This window comes from Bacillus sp. ChL18 (genome assembly GCF_026241425.1).
Lineage (GTDB): Bacteria > Bacillota > Bacilli > Bacillales > Bacillaceae > Bacillus > Bacillus velezensis.
Window position 1 is genome coordinate 580,402 of sequence record NZ_JAPHWE010000001.1, and the last position, 24,714, is coordinate 605,115.

A 24,714-nucleotide genomic window follows, 5' to 3' on the forward strand; every position below is an offset into this window, starting at 1 on the left:
TGTACAAGGGATGGTATCCTCATGAAATGTATTAACGAATTTTTAAGAACGGTAATAGCGCAAAAGCTGGGTGCCGAGGTGACCGAAGCGGAAGATAAAACCGCTTTTTTTACTCTTGGCGTGACGTCTCTCATCAGTGAAGAAATCATGACCATATTGCATAAAGAATTTACCGGTCTTTCTGAAACGCTGCTTTTTGAATATCCGAACATTGAGAAATTGAGTGAGTTTTTAAGTGCGCAGAAACGAAATCCCGAAAGCGTTCTTGAATTCACAGAAACGGAGCCTGATACGGGAAGCCGGCAGGAAGAAGAATTGCTTCCTGTACAGGCGGCTGAAAAGGTGCCTGAACCGGCAACGGATGAGAGCTCTGATATTGCGATTATCGGAATGAGCGGGATGTTTCCGAAAGCGGAAAACCAGCATGATTTTTGGAACAATTTAATAGAAAATAAAGATTGTGTCTCCGAAATCCCAGAGGATAGATGGGACAGCTCTTATTACTCGGAAGAGAAAACGGCAGAATACGCGTCATACAGTAAATGGGGAGGTTTTATTGATCATCCGGATCAATTTGACCCGCTGTTTTTTTCTGTTTCCCCGTGGGAAGCTGATTTAATGGACCCTCAGCAAAAATTGTATGTCACGTGCTGCTGGGAAGCGATGGAGGATGCCGGTTACGGGAACCCGGCGGCGAGGCCGACGGATCAAATTGGTGTATTCGCCGGAGTGACCTGGAATGAATATTCATTAATTGCACACGAAGAAGGTTTCCTCAAAGATCAGTACAAAGGCCCCGGCTCCTTATATTGGGGCATTCCGAACCGGGTTTCTTATTTCCTTGATCTCCATGGCCCGAGCATTGCTGTTGATACGGCGTGTTCTTCATCGCTTGTCGCCGTCCATCAGGCTTGTCAGGCCATTATGTCGGGCGACTGTGAAATGGCGCTTGCCGGAGGCGTCAACCTCAGCTTACATCCGCAAAAATACATGTTTTTAAGCCAATCGCATTTTCTGTCTTCTGAAGGAAAATGCCGCAGTTTCGGTGAAGGCGGAGACGGTTACGTGCCCGGCGAAGGCGCGGGAGCCGTTTTGTTAAAACCATTGAAAAAAGCGATTGCGGACAAAGACCACATCTACGGTGTCATTAAGGGGTCCGCCACTAATCACGGCGGCAAAACGACCGGGTATACGGTGCCGAATCCGGAAGCGCACCGGGACCTGATTTTATCCGCTCTAAACAGAGCCGCGGTAAGTCCGGCGGATATCAGCTACATTGAAGCTCACGGAACCGGCACGGCGCTCGGCGATCCGATTGAGATACGCGGCCTTTCTATGGCATTTGATAAACAGACCGATGAGAAAAATGACTGCGGAATCGGCTCGGTGAAATCCAATATCGGACATTTGGAAGCGGCTGCAGGGATCGCCGGTTTAATCAAGGTGCTTTTAAGCATGAAACATGAAACGCTTCCCGCCAGTCTGCACTCCGAGGAACTGAACCGCAAGATTTCTTTTTCTGATTCGCCATTTTATGTCGTCCGAAACAATCGGCCGTGGCCGGCTGAAGGAGATAAACCGAGAATCGCCGCAATCAGTTCATTCGGCGCAGGAGGCTCTAATGCCCATCTGATCGTAGGTGCTTATCAGCCAAAACGGCAAGCGGACGGGAATACTGAGCAAAAACCTCATGCCGTCGTATTAAGCGCACATTCCGAACAGCAGCTGAGAGAATATGCCGGGAAATTGAGCTTCTTTCTTGCCCGATTGGAAAACTCGCCTTCTGCCGGCGGATACAGTCTGGAAAATATCGCTGCCACCTTATTGTCAGGCAGAGAGCCCTTCTCCTTCCGGCTTGCTGTCATTGCATCATCCCTTTCTGAGCTGAAACAGCGATTGGACGGATTTGTAAGCGGTCACAGCGACGGCAGGCATATGTACTTCGGAAAAGCGTCACCCGGGCGGCCGGACGTTTCAGGCCAGTCCGTATCAGATCCTGAGAAATTTGCCGCGCTGTGGGTGAAAGGCCTTCAAGGTTGCAAAAAGCCGAAAACGCCGTATCAGAAAGTTCCGCTTCCTACGTATCCGTTTTTAAAGGAAACGTCCTGGCTGACTGATCAAAAAAAGCGGTATACAAAAAAGCCCCAAAATACCAAAAGGCGTGAAGCGCTGCATCCTCTGCTTGATGAGAATGTTTCATCCGCCCGGAAAGGGACGTTTCAAAAGATATTTTCCAAGGATGAATATTTCTTTAAAGATCATTTAGTGAACGAAAAATATGTGCTTCCCGGAGTCTGTCATCTGGAAATGGCGGCATACGGCGCGGCATTGTGGGGAGAACGCCCGGTCGTCTCTCTTCAAAGTGTGTGGTACATGGAGCCGATTGTGACAGGGACAGACCCAAGATCCGTCATGATAGAGTTTGAAGCAGAAAAAGAGCGTATAAGCTATGTCATTAAAGAAAAAGGAGCGGACGGCACCCTCTTTTCGCAAGGAGAAGTGATTTGTAAAGAAAAAGGAGCGTCTTTTGAGGCCCCGGCCTTTCAGCTCCCGGCGCCATTTGCGCAGAGAACGGAGCCGAAAGACATCTATCACTCGTTCTCTGAGGCGGGAATCGTGCAAAAGCACAGTTTTCAGGTCATCCGCGAATTCTCTTATACAGAAAGGAAAGCACTGGCCAAATTAACGCTCCCGTCACACTTGGAAGCCGATTTTAAACAGTACATCCTACATCCGTCCTTAATGGATGGCGCTGTTCAAACCGCAATGGCGCATGTGCTGCAATTTCAAAAAGAGCCTGCGCTTATCGTACCGTTTTCCTTCGGAGAAATACAGCTGCTTGAACCGTTAGCGAAAACCGTATTTGTGCATGCGGAGGTAAAAGCGGCCTCCGTTCACCAATTTGATCTGCATATTTGTGATGAGCGCGGCGTGCTGTTGGCGGCAGTGAAAGATTTTATCATAAAAGAGGTGCAGGAAAGCGCCTGGTTTAACCAAAAAGCCGGCGTCACGCCGAAGAAAAGCCGTGAAACGGAATTGCTTATGACACCGGTTTGGAACACCGTCACCATTCCGGAAACCGGCATGTCTTTCATGCGTGAAGAAAAAATAATCGTCATCGGAGCCGGGCCGGATTTTCAGCAGGCTTTGAAAGAGATGTATTCCGATGTCCGTTTTCCGGACATCACTTCTTTGGACAGCGCGGAACAAATGGCTGAAACACTGAAAGCGCAAGGTTCTTTTCAACACATGATATGGGCGGCGCCGGATCATCCCGTTCCATCCGTTTATGATGCGGATACGGCAGACGGACAGGAGCACGGGGTCATGCAGCTTTTCCGGCTGATAAAAGCGCTTCTGCTTCTGAATTTTGACACGGAACAACTATCATTGACAATCTGCACGTTTCAAGCACAGCCGATTCATGAACATGATGAGGTCAATCCGAGTCATGCAAGCATACACGGATTAGCGGGGTCGCTCGCAAAAGAATACAGCAATTGGAGCATCCGGCTTCTTGATTTGGAATCTCAAAGGGGAGACCGGCATCTTCCCGATGTCTTCTCTTTACCGGCGGACCCCGAGGGAAACCCGTGGGTCTTTCGTGCAGGTCAGTGGCACCGCCAGCAATTGGCCGTCTGCCAGCCTCATACAGATGAGCCTTCATTATACCGGCACGGCGGGGTTTATGTGATTATCGGCGGGGCAGGCGGAATAGGAGAAGTATGGACTGAATATATGATTCAGACCTATCGGGCAAAAATTGTCTGGATCGGGAGAAGGAAAAAAGATACACAGATTGAAAGAAAGCTGAAAAGACTTGCGGCTTTAGGTCCCGCACCGCAATATTTCAGCGCGGATGCTGCGGATTATGACTCTCTCAAACGGGCGTATGACACCATTGTGAAGGAAAATGGAAAGGTCCGCGGAATCATTCATTCCGCCATCGTGTTATCAGACCGAAGTTTTGCCAATATGGAAGAGGATCAATTCCGCGCTTCACTTTCTGCAAAAACTGATGTCAGCTTGCAGATTGCCCGGGTAGCTGAAGGGGAACCCCTGGATTTCTTGCTGTTTTTCTCTTCGATGATGTCGTTTCAAAAAGCGCCGGGACAGAGCAATTATGCCGCCGGGTGCACGTTTAAAGACGCTTTTGCTAAGCGGATCTCACAGAAAGCGCCGTATGCTGTAAAAGTTGTCAATTGGGGCTTTTGGGGAAGTGTCGGCGTCGTGGCCTCAGAACAATACCGGAAACGGATGGAGCGGGACGGAATCGCTTCTATTGAGGCGCCCGAAGCGATGAAAACGCTGGAAACCCTGCTTTCCGGACCTCATGACCAGCTGGCGCTGATTAAAACGACAGATCCGGTTTTTATGAAAGACGATCTGAAAGAACAAGTAACGGTTTATCCGGAAAAGATTCCTTCCGCACTCGGACAATTAGCGGTTAACATCACGCACAATGACGAAGCTGAGCGGTTAAAAGCATCAAGTGTCATGAGCTGCATGAGAGAGATGGAATCCCTTATTGAAAAAATGCTTGTATCAACCCTTTATGAGATGGGAGCCGGGCTTGATCAGGCTTTGCCGTTATTTCAATCGGCTGCCGGCATAACGGAACAATACAGCAGATGGCTGAAAGAGAGCTTTGTCCTTCTGAATACATTAGCGCTTGCTCCGGAAAAAACGGATCTAGGGCAGGTGTGGGAGGAATGGGAGCGGAAAAAAGAGACTTGGCTGCGCCAGAAAGACATGAGGGCGCATGTCAGATTGGCAGAAGAGACATTGCGTGTGCTTCCAGACATTTTAACCGGTAAGCTTCCGGCAACGGAAGTGATGTTCCCTGACTCCTCCTTCCGTCTTGTGGAAGGCATTTACCGCAATAATATCATTTCTGATTTTTTCAATGACAAGCTTGCTGACACATTGATTGAAGTTTTGAAGGAACGTCTGGAAAAAGACCCGCAGGCGAAAATCCGCATTTTAGAAATCGGAGCCGGAACGGGCGGGACGAGCGCCGCGGTCATGAGAAAATTGAAACCGTATGAAGCGCATATTGCCGAATATTGTTTCACGGATATTTCTAAAGCATTTCTTTTACATGCAGAAGACATATTCGGTCCGGAATATCCTTATGTCACTTATAAAATATTCAACGCTGAGCAGCCGGTATCAACAGAAGCGCAGGACATCGGCACGTATGACGCAGTGATCGCGACCAATGTGCTTCATGCGACAAAAAATATCCGCTCTGCGCTGCGCCATGCGAAAGCAATGCTGCAAAAAAACGGCCAGCTGTTTATAAATGAGATCAATAGCCGCACCATATTCAACCATGTGACGTTCGGCCTTCTTGAAGGCTGGTGGCTGTATGAGGATCATGATTTACGGATTCCGGGCTGTCCGGGGGTTGAGCCGTCCGGCTGGGCGGAAGCGCTTTCGCTTGAAGGATTCGTCCATCCTCTGTTTCCGGCTGAAGCCGCACACGACTTAGGCCAGCAGATTATAGCGGCTGAAAGTGACGGAACGGTCAGGCTTGCCCTCCCGCAGGCGTCAGAAGAAAAGCTGGAGTGCCGTCCGTATGACGCAGATGGTCTTTCGGATGATACCTTGCATTTCAGCCTGAGAGAAAAAAGCGTTGAACTGATGAAGAAGGTAATCGGTGAAGCGCTTAAAGTGCCGGCGCATCGTCTTTTATCCCATGAACCTTTAACCGCATACGGATTGGATTCCATACTGGTCGTCAGACTGACCAACGCGTTAAAAGACGTCTTCGGTTCTGTCAGCAGCACTTTGTTTTTTGAATATCAAACCATTGATGAGCTTGCTGATTACTTTCTGTCTTCCCGTAAAGAAGCGCTCGAGCGGCAATTCGGGAATGGACGGGCTCATCCCGAAAACGCCGGACGGGTGCAGGCTCCCGCAGAAAGCGCCGCGCCGATTCCAAACGTAAGAGAACGGGGCATCACATATCTGACGGAATTAATAGGAAAAACGCTGAAGATTCCGAGCGGGAGAATGGATCCGTCGGTTTCCTTAACCGCATACGGTTTGGATTCTATTCTGGTCGTCAGGCTCACAAATGCTTTTCGTAACGTGTTTGACCAAATGACCAGCACCCTCTTTTTTGAATATCAGACGATAGAAGAAATCGCGGATTACCTGCTTCTTTCTCAGCGGGGAGCATTTATGAAAGCGATGGGTGTGCGTGAGGAGCAGCTGTCTGATCACACAGATAACCTGAATGTAAAACAAAACAAAATTCCTCAAAACGAGGAAGGCAGCAGGACGAACGGAGATCCCTCTATCCAGGATATCGCTGTCATCGGTCTGTCAGGCCGGTATCCGGGCGCCGATCACGTTGATGAGCTGTGGGAAAATGTAAAAGCCGGCAGGCATTCTATTACTGAAGTGCCGAAAGATCGCTGGGACTGGAAAACGTTTTATAACGAGGAACGCGGAAAATGGGGGTCCATTTATTCAAAATGGGGCGGTTTTCTCGATGACATTGATAAATTTGATCCGCTGTTTTTCCGTATATCTCCCGCGGAAGCTGAAAGGATGGATCCGCAGGAAAGAGTGTTTCTGCAGACTGCTTATTCAAGCATTGAAGATGCGGGGTACACCCCGGCCACGCTTTGTGACAGCCGGAAAATCGGAGTCTTTGTCGGTGTGATGAACAGCAATTACCCGACGGTTCCCAGCGACTGGTCTATTGCAAACAGAGTATCGTTTTTGTTCAATTTCCAAGGGCCGAGTATGGCTGTGGATACAGCATGCTCTTCTTCTTTAACAGCTGTCCATCTCGCCGCAGAAAGCCTGCGGAGCGGAATGAGTGAAACAGCGATTGCCGGCGGAGTCAATCTTATCGTTGATCCGGCCCACTATGAGCGGCTGTCCGCTTTTTCAATGCTGTCTCCCGGTGATAAATGCAAATCTTTCGGAGACAGTGCGGACGGTTTTGTTGACGGTGAAGGAGTAGGGGCGATTGTGTTAAAGCCGCTTGCTCAAGCGGAGAAAGACGGCGATCATATTTACGGCGTTATTAAAGGAAGCATGCTGAACGCAGCAGGCAGGACAAACGCTTATATGGTGCCGAATCCGAAAGCGCAGTTTGATCTGATCGCAGAGACGTTGAAACGGACAGACATTCACCCGAGAACTGTCAGTTACTTGGAAGCCCACGGAACGGGCACTGCGCTCGGAGATCCGATTGAAATCGACGGGTTAACGAAAGCTTTTCGCCTGACAACAGAAGACCGGCAGTTTTGTTCCATCGGTTCCATTAAATCAAATATCGGACATTTAGAAAGCGCTGCGGGAATTGCGGGGATCACCAAACTGCTTCTGCAATTGAAACATAAGAGGATTGCCCCTTCATTGCATGCGGCGGAATTGAATCCGAATATTGAGTTTGAGCACACTCCGTTTTTCGTACAGCAAAAAGAAACGGAATGGAAACGACCTGTCTTGAATATCACGGGTGAAATGAAGGAATATCCGAGAATTGCCGGCATTTCCTCGTTTGGAGCAGGAGGTTCAAACGCACATGTCATCATTCAGGAATATGTGCCGTCTGACAGCCTGAAACCAATGGAAAACGCGTCTGTTTCTCCGCAAAAACCGGCTGTTATCATTTTATCAGCGCGAAATGAGCAGCAATTGACAGAGCGCGCCCGCCAGCTTCTGGATGATGTCATAAGAAAAAAACGTTCTGACGGGGATTTGGCCAAGATCGCCTACACGCTTCAGACGGGAAGAGAACCGATGGCTGAGCGGCTTGCATTTACGGCCGAGTCGATAGAAGAACTGAAAATGAAGCTTATGAGTTTCTCAAACGATCATAATATCGACCATGCTCATATCTGGCGGGGCAGGACAGCCAAACATCATTCATTGGCGGCTTCGCTCACTTCTGATGAAGATATGGCGCTTACTATAAATGCCTGGCTGAAAAAAGGGAAATACGGAAAGCTGCTTGACCTTTGGGTTAAAGGACTTGACGTCGATTGGTCAGCTCTTTATCAGCGCAACCCGGGCCGCATCAGTCTCCCGGCCTACCCTTTTGCCAAAGACCGATATTGGGTCACAAAAGCTGATGTGTCACTTGACAAAACAGGCTCAGCGGAAAGTGAGAAAGCAGCCAGACTTCACCCGCTGCTCCACGCGAATACATCGACTTTTACCGCCCAGCGCTTTACTTCTGTTTTTTCAGGGCATGAACCGTTTTTTGCGGATCATATCGTCAATGGAAAACCGGTGCTTCCGGGCGCGGCTGCTTTAGAAATGGCCCGGGCCGCCGTTACACTTGCCGCTGAAGACTTGCCGGGCGGGAAAGCGGGTCTCCGGCTCAAACAGATCGTTTGGCTCCGGCCGGTGACGGCGCTTTCTGAAGGAGTGACGCTTCATGTAAAGCTTCAGCCGGAAGAAAACGGAGACATCGCTTTTGAAGCGTATGCCGAAGGAGAAGAGCCGCTTGTCTTTTTCCAGGGAAAGGCCGTGCTCGAAGAGACGGAGCGTGCTCCTGTACTCGATGTGGAAGCGGTTCAGGCGCGCTGCGGCGGTCGTCACTTGTCAAAGGCTGAGTGCTATGAAGCATTCGACAGCCTCGGCATCACCTACGGACCGTCTCATCAGGCGCTTGACACCGTCTATGCCGGAAGCGGAGAAGTGCTCGCAAAGCTCACTCTTCCGCCGTCCGCCCGCGAGGAAAAGGAGCCGTTCATCCTGCATCCAAGCATGCTGGACGCCGCTCTTCAGGCTTCTATCGGCCTCGTGCTCTCAGACGGTTCCGCGTCCGGACGGCCGTTTCTGCCGTTTGCCCTCCAGGATATGCAGGTGTTTTCTGCGTGCCGGGAGACGATGTGGGCGGTGCTTTCCTCAGCGGACGGCGCCTATCATATTGAGCTGTGTGATGAAAACGGTGCGGTATGTGTCCGATTGACGGGGCTCACCGCCCGTTTTCTGGAAGAGGAAACGGAGGAAAAACCGCTCTTGCTTCAGCCAAAGTGGCAGGAATCACCGCCGGGTGAAGGCGGCGGACAAGAAGAGTCTTTCAGATACGTGACGCTGTATGGCGGAATGAACGCTGAGGACATAAGCGGCGCCGTATGTGCGGCTGACGGCGAAGGACCGATTGAAGACCGTTATGACGCCTGCGCGGCGGAGCTGTCAGCGATCGTCAAGCGTCTTATCAAAGAAAAACAGAAGAAAAAAACGCTGATCCAGCTTCTTGTCCCCGACAGGGGGGAAGACAATGTATTGGCGGGGCTGGCCGCTTTTCTGAAAACGGCTCACCTTGAACATCCGAAGCTGTACGGCCAAGTCATCCAAGCCGATCCGGACGAGTCAGCATCATCGCTTCTTGCCAAGCTGAAAGAAAACCGGGCGCATCCTGAACAAGCGGAAATCCGTTATGAAGACGGCAAACGTCTCGTCAGAAACTGGCGTCATCTGCCGGCCTCTCAAAGCGGCGCCGTTCCGTGGAAAGACGAAGGGGTCTACCTCCTCACCGGGGGAGCGGGCGGCATCGGCCTGATTTTCGCTGAAGAAATAGCCTCCCGCGTCAAAAACGCCGTCCTCGTATTAACGGGAAGGGCAGAAGTGCTTGATGAAGAGCGCTCCGCCCGCTTACGGCGCTTGGAAGCGTCGGGTGCTCGAATATTGTATCAACCGGTTGACGTGACAGACAGGGCGGCGGTCAACGCCCTCGTCCGCGGCATACAGGAGGAGCACGGAACACTCGACGGGATCATTCACGGTGCCGGCGTAATTGCTGACAATTACATTCTGAACCAGACAGAAAACGAACGGAAGACCGTCATGGCGCCGAAAGTGAAAGGGCTTATCAATCTTGATGAAGCAGCGAAAGATGTGCGGCTGGACTTTTTTATTCTGTTTTCTTCCTTGGCGGGAGGCATGGGAAATCCGGGGCAGGCCGGTTATGCGGCAGCCAACGCATTTATGGACGTATATGCAGCCCGCCGGAACCGTCTCGTGCGGGACACCAAGCGGAGCGGGCAGACCCTGTCTGTCAACTGGCCGCTTTGGGAAGAAGGAGGTATGCGCGTGGACAAAGAGACCGAACGGCTGATGTACGAACAGACCGGAATGAAAGCCATGCGATCGGCGTCAGGCATCCAAGCGCTTTACGCCGCTTTTGCCTCCGGAGAACACCAGGTCATGGTGGCAGAGGGCGACGAAAAACGGATTCGAAAAAACCTGATGCCTGAAACGCCGGAACCGTCCAATAGCATTCATGTGTCAAGGAAGACGCCCGTCCATATGCCGAATAAAGTACAAGCGGAACTCAAACATATGATATCAGGCCTTCTGAAGGTGAAAGAAGACGAGATAGATGCTGAATCAGAGATGAGAGATTATGGCTTTGATTCGGTTTCATTCACGCAGTTTGCAAATGAACTAAATAAAACGTATGGGCTTGAACTGACACCGGCCGTATTTTTTGAATACCCGACAGTCTTTAGTTTTGCCCAATACTTGCTGACGGAACATCCGGATACATTCGGCTCACAGACAGAAACAGAAACGGAGAAACCGGTTGTGCGTAAAAAAATGAAGACGGAGCCATTCTCGATTCAGTCCCGCCTTCCTAAAACAAAAACCGCAGCTGTACCTGAGCCTGTGGCGATAATCGGAATCAGCTGTGCATTTCCAATGGCTGAAAATCCGGAAATGTTTTGGGAGAATTTAGCCGGAGAAAAGGACTGCATTTCTGAAATACCGCCGGAGCGCTGGGACTGGAGACAGTATTACGGAGATCCGCAGAAAGATAAAAATGCGAGCAATGTAAAGTGGGGCGGCTTCATTGATGAAACCGCTCAATTTGATCCTTTATTTTTCGGTATTTCTCCGCATGAAGCCGAAATGATGGATCCTCAGCAAAGGCTTTTAATGATGCATGTATGGAAAGCGATTGAAGATGCCGGCTGCTCTGCCAAAAGCCTGTCAGGTACAAATACAGGCATTTTTGCAGGCACGACAAACAGCGGTTACGCCCAGGAAGCTTCAAAGTTCCATATAGAGATTGAGGGTTCTTCCGCCGCCGGAACGGTTCCGTCAATCGGTCCGAACCGCATGAGCTATTTTCTGAATATACATGGGCCGAGCGAACCGATCGAAACCGCCTGTTCAAGCTCATTGGTCGCTGTTCACCGTGCGGTCAGGGCAATTCAGGCCGGAGACTGCGGCATCGCGATTGCAGGAGGCGTCAATGCTATTGTGTCGCCGGATATGCATATCAGCTTTAATAAAGCGGGAATGCTCAGTGAAGACGGGCGCTGCAAAACATTTTCCGATCAAGCGGACGGGTATGTCAGAGCTGAAGGTGCCGGCATGATTGTTTTGAAAACATTATCCGCTGCGGAACGTGATGGCGACCGTATTTATGCCGTTATTCGCGGAACGGCGGAAAATCATGGCGGAAGGGCGGCTTCCCTTACATCGCCGAATCCGAAAGCACAGACAGAAGTCATGATAAAAGCGTATCAGCAAGCGAACATCGACCCCCGTACAGTGAGTTATATTGAAGCCCACGGCACGGGAACGGCGCTCGGAGATCCGATAGAAATCAACGGACTCAAAGCCGCTTTTGCAGCGCTTTATCAGAAAGCCGGAGTAACGGCACCCGATCAGCCTCATTGCGGCCTCGGTTCCGTCAAAACGAATATCGGCCACACAGAGCTTGCCGCCGGCATGGCCGGGCTTTTAAAAATTATTTTGCAGATGCAGCACAAAACGCTCGTTAAAAGTCTGCATTGTGAAACCGTTAATCCGTATATCAGCCTCGACGGCAGCCCGTTTTATTTCGTCCGCGACACTCAGCCGTGGAAAGCGGCGACTGATGATAGCGGAAATGAACTGCCGCGGAGAGCGGGTGTCAGCTCGTTCGGATTTGGCGGTGTCAACGCTCATGTCGTGCTCGAAGAATATGTTTCTCCTGTTGAAGAGAAACAATGGACGGCCGGTGAACTTCAGCCGTCCTTATTCATTCTCTCGGCAAAGACGGCGGAACAGCTGAAGGAACGTGCGGAACAGCTGAGCAGATATTTGGAAAAGACACATTCAGCTGACGGAACTTTTGAGGGTATCGCTTATACGCTTCAGCTTGGCCGGGATGAAATGGAAGAGCGCCTTGCCGTCATTGCTGAAACAAAAGAAGAGCTTACGAACGCGCTGAATGATTTCCTCAGCGGCAAGGAGGCGGGGCAGAATTTCTTTACAGGCCGGAACAAAGCGATGAAACAGCTGTTTACAGAGATGACGGACAACGCAGAAATGAGCGGGACCGTAGATCAATGGATTGAAGCAGGAAAGTATGCGATGCTTGCAAAATTATGGGTGCAAGGCTTGCATGTCGACTGGAAAAAATTATATCCGGACGAAAGGCCAAAAAAAGTCAGCCTGCCCGTCTATCCTTTTGCGAAAACACATTGCTGGATACCGCACAGAGCGCAGCATATAAGGCACCGGGAGACTTATGAGACTGATATGTCCCCGCTTGAGACTTATGAAGACCTGCTTGATGAATTGGAGAGAAACGAAATAAGCATAGAAGCCGCTGTAAAAAGAACGATCGGTTTTTACAGGGATTAGCGTAATGGAGGAAACCATATGAAAGAGTTTCTGCACCGGGTTTTTTCTGACGTCAAAAATAAAAAAATGACAAAACAGGATGCGATTGGCATTTTGCGCGATTATGATATGCGGATGGGACTTCGCCAAGCGGTTTCCCTTCATCCGCTTGCTCAGCAGCATATTTCCGATGAAACGGGACTGGGATTCTCGGCAGCTTTCAGCGGCCGGGAATTTTTTCTCGCTGATGTTTCTTTACAGCGTAAAAAGCTTATGCCCGGAGAACTTCTTTTGGAAATGGCGAGAGCTGCGGCTGCTTTGACAGTAAAGGAGACTGAGGCTGTCCGGCTGACGCATATCGTGTGGTCAAAGCCCATTCTGACTGAGGCTGAACCGTTCCATATCGAAATCAGGCTGATGCCCGCAGAGGGTGAAGCCAAAAGGTTTGAGATTTATAATCCATTTTCTGCCGATTTCAGTCATCATGATGTGTACAGCCAAGGGACGATTCAGCCAGTTGATGCTGCGCCTGGCATGCTGGATATCAGCCGCTTGAAGGAAAACAGCGGTTCCCCGATGGATCAGCAGCAAATTGAAGCCATCACTCAGAACGATACCGTTCAATACAGTGAGCACATGAAAGGAATTGAGCGTATTTATGCCTCAGCAGGACGGATGCTGGCAGACATATCAATTCCATTGACAAACCAAAAAGAATCCGCCCGATTCGGCCTCCCTCCCTGTGTGATGCAAAGTGTGACAGAGGCATGCGCGCTGCTTGGCGGCAAAGAATATAAAACGCTCGCCCCGGTTTCATTGGACGAGCTTTTATTTTATGAACCTTGTCCTGACAAGGTATGGGCCGAGATACAAGAGAAGGCGGGGAGCTTTTATATTGATTTATGTGACGGAGAAGGAAAAATATGGGCTTCCCTGTCGGGGTTGAAGCTGCAGCCTGTCATCAAGACGGGCGCTCCCGGAAAAACCAAAGCCGAACACCGCAGTGAACGTTTGTATGAACAAACGCTTCTTCAGCTCAAAACGCTTTTTGGCCTGACTACAAAAATTGCTGTTTCCAACATAGACACTGAAGAGCCGCTGGAAACCTACGGAATCGACTCAGTCACTGTGACGAAATTGAACCGCGAATTGTCTCTGCTTTTCGGTGACCTTTCCAAAACGGTTTTTTACGAATATAAGACACTGGGCTCCCTGGCAGCTCACTTTGTCACGGATTATCCAAAAGAATGCCGAAAGTGGACAAATGATGATGAGCACCGTTCAGGCATATCAGAACAGGTTTTGGCAAATGAAGATTTTCCGGTGCTTCCGTCGTTTATCAAGCGAAAGAAACGGCCTTCTTTATCCAATGAGAACCAGACAAAAGAAGGGATTGCGATTATCGGAGTCAGCGGACGTTATCCGCAAGCTGAAACACTTGAAGCGTACTGGGATAACTTAGCTGCCGGAAAAGACTGTGTCACGGAAATTCCCGAAGAGCGCTGGGAAAAGGACAAGTACTACAACCCTGATCCCGAAACGGCCGTGAAAGAAGGGAAAAGTTACAGTAAGCGGGGCGGGTTTCTGAAAGATGCCTCTTTCTTTGATCCGCTGTTTTTTCAAATTTCACCCCGTGATGCTTTGAATATGGACCCGCAGGAGCGTCTCTTTATTGAAATGTGCTGGCAGGTGCTGGAGGATGCCGGTTATACGAAGGAACAGCTTGAGAATCTGTATAACGGCCGGGTCGGCGTTTTTGCGGGCATTACGAAAAACGGGTACGGAATGTACTGGAAAAACGGCGGCACCCTGCAGCCGAAAACGTCGTTCAGTTCAGCGGCGAACAGAGTTTCCTATTTTCTTAATCTGAAAGGGCCGAGCATGCCGGTCGACACGATGTGCTCATCTTCGCTGACTGCAATCCATGAAGCGTGTGAAAACATCCTTCGCGGCGAATGCGACATGGCGATTGCCGGCGGTGTGAATGTGTATACGCATCCTTCGGCTTATGCGGAGCTCAGCGCCTATCGAATGCTTTCAAAAGACGGAACATGCAAAAGTTTCGGTGAAGGCGGGGACGGATTTGTTCCCGGTGAAGGCGTCGGGGCCGTGCTGTTAAAGCCGCTGTCAAAAGCGATGGCTGATAAGGACCATATTTACGGTGTGATTCGCGGCACTCATATTAATCACGGAGGCAGAACAAACGGGTATACAGTGCCGAGTCCGAGCGCCCAGGCTGACGTGATTTCCGGCGCGCTTGATAAATCAGGAATACATCCGCGGATGATCAGCTGTATCGAAGCCCACGGCACGGGCACTGAACTCGGAGATCCGATCGAGATTGACGGTTTGACCCGCGCATTTCAAACGAAAACGTCAGATAAAGGTTTTTGCGCCATCAGCTCAGTTAAATCCAATATCGGGCATTTGGAAGCCGCGGCAGGCATTGCCGGTGTAACGAAACTGCTGCTCCAGTTTCAAAAACGCAAGCTGGCCCCCTCTTTACATTGCCGGAAATTGAATCCGAATATTGTATTCGACCGGACGCCGTTTGTGGTGCAGCGTGAATTGGCAGACTGGAAACGGCCGGTCATTGAGGAAAACGGAGCGCAGAAAGAGATTCCGAGAATCGCGGGCATCTCTTCTTTTGGTGCGGGCGGGGCAAATGCCCACATATTGATAGAAGAATATATTGAACCTGATAGGGAGATTTCTGAGCCATTCACAGATGAAGATCCCGCAGTCATTTTATTATCCGCCAAACAGGAGGCCAGCCTGAAGCAGCGGGCGCAGCAGCTTCTTCAAGCGATCAGAAAAAATGACGTCACAGACAGCAGTCTCCGGGATGCGGCTTACACCCTTCAAACCGGAAGAGAAGCGATGGAAGAACGTGTGGCGTTTATCGTGACGTCGACAGAGCAGTTAGCGGAAAAACTGCAGCGTTTTATTGATGGCGGGACAGACGGCTGTTTTATCGGAAAAAGCAAACAGTATAAAGACATTCTAGCCGTTTTTAAGGATGAAGATATGCAGGACGCCGTCCGTAAATGGATGAAACGAAAAAAATTCGCGAAGCTTCTGGAACTTTGGGTAAAAGGGCTGAAGATTGATTGGTCAGAACTTTATAACGACAGCCTGCCGCACCGCATCAGCCTTCCCGGTTATCCATTTATAAAGGACCGGTATTGGCCGGTCGATGCAGCGCCGGACAATGTTCGTGATGCTGAAACACATTCTGAAACATTGCGTGAAACCCGCTTTTTACAGAAAAGCTGGGCAGAAAGCAGCCGTGTTCCGGCTAAGGTAGTGCGGGGCGTCATCGGAATAGCCGCCGATCACCAGACAGGAAATTTGGCCGTTGAGCTGTCCCGTTATTTCCCCGTGTCTGAAATCATTGACGCTGCATCACCGGAAATATCCGGGGACGCGGCCCGGTTTGGCGGTCTGATTGATGTGACGGGATGCGGGACGGAAATCAATCATGATGACGGCTGGATTCATCGTCTGCAGTCTCTCATTGACAACAGAAACCGCGGTCGAAAGCTTCAGCTGCTTTGTGTGACAAAAGGGCTTGAACCTTTTGCAAATGAAACGATAAATCTCTCAGGTGCAAAAAAGGCCGGATTGTACCGGATGCTCCAAAGTGAGTATAAGGATATCCGCTCGCGGCATATGGATGCAGAACGGACTGCCGAAGATCCTGAGCTGGCAAACCAGATCGCAGAGGAGTTTTTTCGCGATTCTGAAGACATCGAAGTGTGTTACAGAAACGGTGTGCGCTATCACGCGCGGTTAAAGGAAACAAACAGCTTAGCTGAAAAAGAATTTTCATTTCCGAAAGACCATGTGCTCTGGATCACCGGAGGGACCCGGGGACTCGGATATTTATTCGCCCGGCATTTTGCCGAACGTTACGGAGTCACGAAACTCGTGCTTACCGGAAAAGAAACAATGCCGCCGAAAGCGGAGTGGGATGATCATGTCAAACGGAATTCCCCGTTTTCCGAAAAAGTGAGAAGAATCAGAGAGCTCGAGCAAAAAGGTGTCCGAACGGAAGTGCTGTCTGTATCTTCCGGCCCTGAATATGAGCAGGCCGTCAGCCGGGTGAAAGATAAAATGGGACCGATAGGAGGCGTGTTACACGCAGCGGGAGCCGTAGATCTCGATCATCCGGCCTTTATCCGCAAAACAAGAGAACAGATGATGCCCGTGGTTGAGCCTAAAACAGACGGACTGGACCTGTTGTATCAAGCGCTGCACAAGGAGCCTCTCCGGTTTTTTGCGCTGTTTTCTTCAGTGTCCGGCGTGATGCCGGAATTAGGAGCGGGACAAAGCGATTATGCCATGGCTAACGCCTATATGGATTATTTTGCGGCCGCAAAAGGTTTTCCGGTGCTGAGCATTCAATGGCCGAGCTGGAAAGAAACGGGTATGGGCGAATCAAAAAGCCGGGTCTATCTGAAAAGCGGTTTAAAGAGCATCACTGACAGAGAAGGGCTGAGCCTGTTTGATGCCATCATGGCAGGCGATTGCGGATCTGTTATTATGCCGGCCGTCATTCACCCGGAAAAATGGGAGCCTGACCGTCTGCTGCTTTCATCCGGCCTTACTGAAACAAAGCAGCAGGAACAGGCCGATACAGAAAGCGTTGAGGAGTGGCTGACGGGCATTTGCTGCCGGGAATTAAGACTGGAGCCGTCAAGATTTGAATCTGATACACCGTTTCAAGATTACGGAGCCGATTCCATCATGCTTGCCCAAGTGTCCAGAGCGATCGGAAAGAGGATCAAAGCTGACCTTGACCCGGCGGTGCTGTATGAATACCCTACGGTTGCTGCGCTGGCCGGATGGCTTGAAACAGCATATCCGGAAATCAAAGCTGCCGTTTCAAAACCGGTTCAGCCTGTAATCCCAGACGTTCCGAAACAAACAGCAGCCGCTGTTATTCAGCCTTCTCGTGCTAGAGCGGCGCAAGACATCGCTGTTGTCGGAATGTCCTGCCGTTTTCCGGGAGCTGAATCAATTGAAGCTTATTGGAAGCTGCTGTCTGAAGGAACGTCAGCCATTCAAAGGGTGCCGAAAGAGCGCTGGAAAACGGAGAAGGCGGATTATGCGGGCCTTTTAAAAAATGTAACGCATTTTGACCCGGAGTTTTTCCTTATTCCCGAAGAAGACATCAAGGCAATGGATATCCAGTCCTTTCTTATATTAGAAGAGGCGCTTCATCTGTTCAGAGACAGCGGTTACTCTTTACAAGAAATGAAAGGCAGGTCAGCCGGTGTCTATTTAGGAGGACGCGGCGGCAGTATGCCTGACGAAAACCGTCTGAAGCATGCAAAAAATCCGATAGTCGCCGCCGGTCCGAATTACTTAGCGGCCAATCTTTCTCAGTTCTTTGATTTGAAGGGGCCGAGTCTTGTTTTGGATACGGCCTGTTCTTCAGCGCTTGTCGGTATGAATATGGCGATACAGGCGCTTGCTTGCGGTGAAATCGACTCAGCGGTGGTCGGGGGAGTCAGTCTGCTGGAATCCGGTCAAACCCACCGGATGTTCGAACTTCGCAATCTGTTAAGCGAAGAGCCTGCGTTTCATATTTTTGACCGCCGCGCCGGCGGCATCGTATTGGGAGAAGGCGTCGGAATGGTGTATTTAAAAACAGCGGCCCAGGCTGTAAAAGACGGGGACCGGATTCATGCGGTCATTAAAGGCATTTCCGTAAACAATGACGGCAGAACCGCGGGGCCTGCCACACCGAATATACAGGCGCAGAAAGAAGTGATGGCCAAGGCGCTTGCCAAAAGCGGCAGAAAAGCGGAGGATATCAGCTACATTGAAGCAAACGGTTCAGGCTCTGAAGTAACAGACCTTTTGGAACTGAGGGCGATTGAAGCGGTGTACCGTATGCAAAACAGCGCGCCTTGCGAATTGGGGTCGATGAAGCCGAATATCGGACACCCGTTATGCGCTGAAGGGATTGCCGGATTTATTAAAACAGTGCTTATGCTCTCGCGCCGAATGCGTGTGCCTTTCCTTTCGGGCAAAGAGCCGATGACGCATTACAATCTGTCCGCCTCGCCGTTTTATTTTTCGCACGCGCTGCGTGAATGGACGGATTCACAGCGGATTGCCGCCGTCAGCAGTTTCGCTGACGGCGGGACGAATGCCCATGTCATAGTGGAAGCCTGGGAGCAAGAGGCGTATACCCCGGTTAGAAAGCCTTTGCCGAGACAGGAATTAAAGCGCCGGCCTATTCGTTCGGACAAAGCCGAAAGCCTGCATGAAAACGCACATAAGTCCCGCCCGAATACGTTTTGGAAACAAATGAAGACTTACTGATTGCGCTGAAAATTGAACGTCGATATGGAGGAAGTTCATATGCAAGAGCAGCTTCTTATTAACAATCAGCATCCCGTTCTGAAACATCATAAAGCCTATGGAAAGGAACTGCTGCCGGGTCTGGCTTATATTGACCTGATCTATCAGACTTTCAGAGAAAACGGTTTTTTTTATGCCGGCCTTGAACTCAGGCACTTATCGATTTTTCACCCTTTAGCTCCTGAACAGGGAGAATCAATCCTGCTTTCCGTTGATTGTACAGAGAACGGCGAAGGGCAGTGGAAGGTGGAGGTGAAAGGGCAAAAACAAGGTGACGAAGCAGCAGAGACAAAGGTATATGCCGCGGCGCAAATGCATTCCGTCAAGCCCGTCGGCTTCCAAGAGAGCGTCCGGATGAATGCGGTAAAACAAACGGCGGCAGAAATACCGCTTGAGGACATTTACGCGGAATGCAGGGATCAAGAACTGGTTCATTCAGGAATGATGAAAGGCTGCGGAAGCGTCTACCAAACTGAAAAAGAGATTTATATTGATCTGTCGGTGCAAAAGGATCAGCTGGAACATGCAGAAGAGACGATGTTTCATCCCGCATTGATAGATGCGAGCAGCATCGGCTCCAATGTATATCTCGCTCCTTTGACGAGGAAGGAGGGGCAATTATTTCTGCCGCTGTTTTATGAATCGTTTTATTGCGCCGAATTGCTGCAGACGACATGTATCACCAAGATAAAAAAAGAATCCGTAACCCGAAAGAAAGATCTCGTTTACGTGACAATGGAGTTTTTCAATGAGGAAGGCAGAAAAGTCGGCGAACTGAAAAACTTCACTAATAAACTGGTGAGGGACCCGGAACTGATCAATCAGAAACGGCAAAAGAAAGAACCTGACGGGCGGAATGCCGTCCCGGCTCCGCAAGCGGAACCGGCGCCTTCTGAGCCCCGCCATGCGGAGGCTTCCGCCGGCCTTATTGAACAGTGCATCCTTTATTTAAAAGAATTGCTTGCCGCCCGATTGAACAAACCTGTGAAAGAGATTGACCCGGATATCGGCTACTATGAAATGGGGCTGGATTCTCCGGGGCTGTTGGCCATGGTAAAGGAAATTGAACAAAAAATTGGAACGCAGCTTCTGCCGACACTGTTATTTGAATACACGACAATCGCGGAATTGGCGGGATATTTGTGCGAACATTACGGAGCCGGTTTCGGCCATGCTCAAAGCGGGCATTCAAGTGCTGAGCCTTTGCCCCGGGAAAAAAAGAGGACGACCCAAATCCGCGTGAAAAAATCGGCGTCAGCCGGAACGCAGAATGGAGATATTGCGATTGTCGGGATGGCGGGACGGTACCCCGGCGCCAAAAATCTTCGTGAATTTTGGACAAATTTAAAAAATGGAGAAAACAGCGTAACGGAAGTGCCTCGTTCCCGCTGGGATACGAGGAAGTATGAGCATTTGCGATCGCCGTCCGGCAAGCCGATTTCCAAATGGGGCGGTTTTATAGACGATCCGAATTGTTTTGACGCGAAATTTTTCCGGATTTCTCCGCGGGAGGCAGAAGCTAAAGATCCGCAAGAACGATTGTTTTTAGAAACATGTTGGGAAACGATTGAGGATGCGGGCTACACCCCGGAAACAATCGTTCAGCCGAAAGGGCCGAATAAGAGAATGAACGTCGGTGTGTTTGCCGGGGTGATGCATATGGATTATTCTCTCGCCGGCGCTGAAGCTGCGGCCAAAGGGCTGGTCTTTCCTTATCCCTTGAACTATGCGCCGATCGCAAACCGGGTTTCATATTTTTGCAATTTTCACGGGCCGAGCATGGCGGTTGACACGGTGTGTTCGTCATCTCTGACGGCCGTCCATATGGCGGCGGAAAGTCTGAGACGCGGTGAATGTGAAGCAGCTCTTGCCGGAGGCGTCAATTTATCATTGCACCCGACAAAATATATCACATACGGCTTAATGGATATGCATTCGAGTGACGGGCTGTGCCGCACGTTCGGCGAAGGCGGCACAGGCTATGTCTCAGCTGACGGCATCGGAGCCGTGCTGCTGAAGCCGCTCTACAAGGCTGAAGAAGATAAGGATCATATTTATGCGGTGATAAAAGGCAGCGCCGTCAATCACGTGGGGACCGTCAGCGGGATTACCGTGCCGAGCCCCGTGGCGCAGGGGGATATGATAGCTGAATGTCTTGAAAAGACGGGGATCGATCCCCGGACGATTTCTTATGTGGAAGCGCACGGAACCGGAACTTCTTTAGGAGATCCGATTGAAATACAAGGTCTTGTTAAAGCTTACCGCACGTTTACAGAGGATCGGCAATTTTGTGCGATCGGTTCCGTTAAATCGAATATCGGACATGCGGAATCAGCCGCCGGGATCAGCGGGCTTCATAAAACGGTTTTGCAGCTGTTTCACAAAACGCTTGTCCCTTCTTTGCACTCAGAGACGATTAATCCGTATCTCCGTTTAGAGGACTCGCCATTTTACGTGCAGCAAAAAACCGAGCCATGGAAAAGGCCGGCGTATACAGAGAACGGCCGTGAACATGCCTGTCCGAGACGCGCGGGCATCAGTTCATTTGGGGCGACGGGTTCAAACGTTCATCTCATTTTAGAAGAGTACAGGCCCAAAAACCCCGGCATTACGGAGAATCAAGAGAGACCGTATATCGTGCCTCTATCAGCGAAAAATCCGGAGCGGCTGAAGGAATACGCTGCCCGCCTGCTGATGTTTCTCAAAGATAAAGCGCTTGAAGGAAGCGGGCCGCTCCATGACAAAAGAGATACAATGCAAAATCAGCTGGAAAATGCGCTGCGCGGTGTTCTGGCGGAAGTTCTGCATGTAGAGGCCGGCTCGGTAGATGGTGAACAGGATTGGAAGGAATTCGGCTTGGATGTCATGCAGCTGACACAGTTTTCTGAGCTGATGACGGATCAATACGGGCTGGCAATAGACATGACTGATCTCATACAGCATACTTCCGTCCGGACTTTAGCAGAATGTCTGACAAACGATGAGAAACATAAGAATATTCTTTCCGGTCTTTTCGGTCAGTCCGGCTTAGATAAGCAGCCTGATGAACCTTTTTCCCTGCGGTCACTGGCGTATACGCTGCAAACGGGACGGCTGGCAATGGAAGAACGGCTTGTTTTTTTAGTGAACGATCAAGCAGACCTGATCAGGAAATTAACTGAATTTACAGAACGAAAACGGCAGATTGACGGCTGCTTTCAAGGGCGGTCTGATAGCGGAACGGAAATCAGGGGTTTCCTGAATGATGATCAGGATACGGAGGAGCTGATCCGAAAATGGATGGACAGCGGCACTTACAAAAAACTTGCGGAGCTGTGGTCAAAAGGATTTGAGATAGACTGGACGCGGCTGTATCAGGAGGAGAAACCGCGCAGGATGAGTCTGCCGACGTACCCGTTTGCAAAGGAACGATATTGGATACCGGAGCCCGATCATCCCGTCACTTCCGTAAATACAGAAAGCAGGCTTCACCCGCTGCTTCACCGCAATACATCAGATTTGCTAGAACAAAAATTCAGTACGATACTGAACGGAGATGAATTCTTCTTAGCCGATCATATCGTCCGAAACAAGCGTGTTCTCCCCGGGGCGGCTTATCTTGAAATGGCGAGAGCTGCGGCTGAACTGGCTGCCGCGCCGTTAGCCGCTGGATACACGGCTAAAACCGGCATTTCGCTGCGGTATATCAGCTGGATACGCCAGGCCGTTCATAAAAAAGAGCCGCTGCGTATGACGACAGGGCTTTCCTTGGAGGATAACGGCAATGTGTCATTTCAAGTGTACAGCAATGAAAACGATTCAGACATTTATTGTGAAGGCAGTGCTGTGATTGAGCCGCTGTCTGAGGCGCCGGTTTTGCATATTGAACAGCTGAAAGCGCGATGCCGCAAAAAAGTGCTGTCAAAAGAAGACTGCTATGCGGCGTTTGCAAAGGCGGAAATTGTATACGGACCTTCACATCAAGGAATTGATCACATTTATTGCGGGGAAAAAGAAGCCTTGGCTAAATTGGTGCTCCCTGCTTCCGTTTCTGATGAAGCCGAACAGTTTGTGCTCCATCCGAGTCTGATAGATTCCGCTTTTCAGGCGGCCATCGGCGTTATGAATGAAGATAAAGCGGGTTATCCGGAGCAGCCGTTAATGCCTTTTGAATTGCATGAACTGACCGTTTTTCATCCGTGCAGTCCAAACATGTGGGCGGCCGTGTTTGTGACGTATGAAACACCGGCCGTGCGAAGAATGGACATTGATATATGTGATGAACGCGGCAATGTGTGTGTAAGGATAAAAGGATTTTCTGCCCGGATGGCCGAAAGTGCGCCGGCCGTAACCGATAATAAGCAATACGATCTGATGGGTAACCTTACCGGAGCCGTCAAACTGATGCAGGTATGGGACGCGGAACCGATAGACAACCAAACCGGCTTCCCCATTTCTGAAGCAAAAGCTGTCATCATGGGCGGTACAGACGGGCAGGCGGACGCGGTTTTACGATTGTTTCCTAAAGCTGTGCGATTTGATAGCAGCCAAAGTGCTTCCGTTGAAGTGATATCTGATCGGCTCCGCCGTCTCGGTGAGATTCAGCATATGATCTGGTTTGCCCCTCAGCCGGCTGATTCTGACAGCCATGATCAAAAAAGCGGGGTGCTGCAAATTTTCAGAGCGGCCAAAGCTCTTATCGGTCTCGGGTATGGAAAAGAGCAGCTCGGGATGACGGTGATTACGCACCAAGCACAGCCTATCACCCAATATGATGAGGTGCGTCCCGCTCATTCCGGTGTGCACGGTTTCGTCGGGTCTCTCGCTAAAGAACATCCGAGCTGGCACATCCGTCTGGCCGATCTTGAAGACGGGGGGGATTTCCCCGCAGAAGACATATTCAGCCTGCCCCGCGACCGTACGGGTAAAGCATGGGTGCGCAGACATCAGGAATGGTACCGGCCTCAATTGCTTCCGGTCCAAAGCGGGCCGTCTGAAAGTGTTCCTTACCGCTATGGAGGCGTATATGTCATCATCGGCGGTGCGGGAGGCATCGGCGAGGTTTGGACAGATTATATGGTGACGACGTATAAAGCCCGAGTCGTCTGGATCGGGAGGCGGCCGCTGGACAGCCGGATACGCCACAAAATAGACCGGTACCGGTCATCAGGCCCGGCTCCCGAATATATAGCCGCAGATGCTTCTGATCTTTCATCGCTTCAGCGCGCCTATGAACAGATTAAAAACACATACGGCACCATCAGCGGCGTCGTTCATTCAGCGATGGTATTTGCGAATGAAAGCGTAAAAGATATGGAAGAATCACAGTTTCACGCCGGCCTTGCGGCGAAAGTGGATATTTCCGTCAACATTGCCGAAGTATTTGCGAAAGAGTCTTTGGACTTTATTCTCTTTTTCTCTTCGGTTATTTCATATATTAAGAATCCGAATCAAAGTCATTATGCGGCGGGGTGCGCATTTAAAGACGCATTTGCCCATGAGCTTTCCGGACGGCTGTCATGCCGGGTCAAAGTGATGAACTGGGGTTATTGGGAGCGGGCTGACAATCACATTTCTGAAGAGTTTGACAGACTGAGTGCAATCGGTCTCGGGCTGATCAGCCGGGCGGAAGGGATGCAGGCGCTGGAAACTCTGCTGACGCAGCCGATCTCCCGTATGGGACTGATGAAGCTGACCAAGCCGATTCCGATCGAGGGAATGAACCCTCATGAATTTGTGACTATCTGATTGCCTGTCAAAATGACG

The 24,714-nt window shown here is 50.4% G+C and carries 3 protein-coding genes; all 3 read left to right on the plus strand.

Going from position 1 to position 24,714, the window contains the following annotated elements:
- The first annotated feature begins 21 nt into the window (after positions 1 to 21).
- From OQ477_RS03200 to OQ477_RS03210, 3 genes are read left to right on the plus strand one after another with little or no spacing between them, the layout of a single operon-like run.
- Positions 22 to 12,615: a type I polyketide synthase gene (locus OQ477_RS03200; protein ID WP_265971356.1), complete on the plus strand. Its 12,594-nt coding sequence runs from the start codon at positions 22 to 24 to the stop codon at positions 12,613 to 12,615.
- 18 nt (positions 12,616 to 12,633) lie between these two features.
- A complete protein-coding gene (locus tag OQ477_RS03205) occupies positions 12,634 to 18,930 on the plus strand; it encodes a type I polyketide synthase (protein WP_265971358.1) in 6,297 nt (2,098 codons plus the stop codon).
- 39 nt (positions 18,931 to 18,969) lie between these two features.
- Positions 18,970 to 24,696 carry a type I polyketide synthase gene (locus OQ477_RS03210; protein WP_265971359.1) on the plus strand — a complete coding sequence of 1,909 codons (5,727 nt, stop codon included), beginning with the start codon at positions 18,970 to 18,972 and terminating at the stop codon, positions 24,694 to 24,696.
- Positions 24,697 to 24,714 lie beyond the last annotated feature (18 nt).

Bases quoted from the DNA above. Each gene is read 5' to 3' on its own strand.
- OQ477_RS03200 (WP_265971356.1), top strand. From the start codon at position 22: ATGAAATGTATTAACGAATTTTTAAGAACGGTAATAGCGCAAAAGCTG.
- OQ477_RS03205 (WP_265971358.1), top strand. From the start codon at position 12,634: ATGAAAGAGTTTCTGCACCGGGTTTTTTCTGACGTCAAAAATAAAAAA.
- OQ477_RS03210 (WP_265971359.1), top strand. From the start codon at position 18,970: ATGCAAGAGCAGCTTCTTATTAACAATCAGCATCCCGTTCTGAAACAT.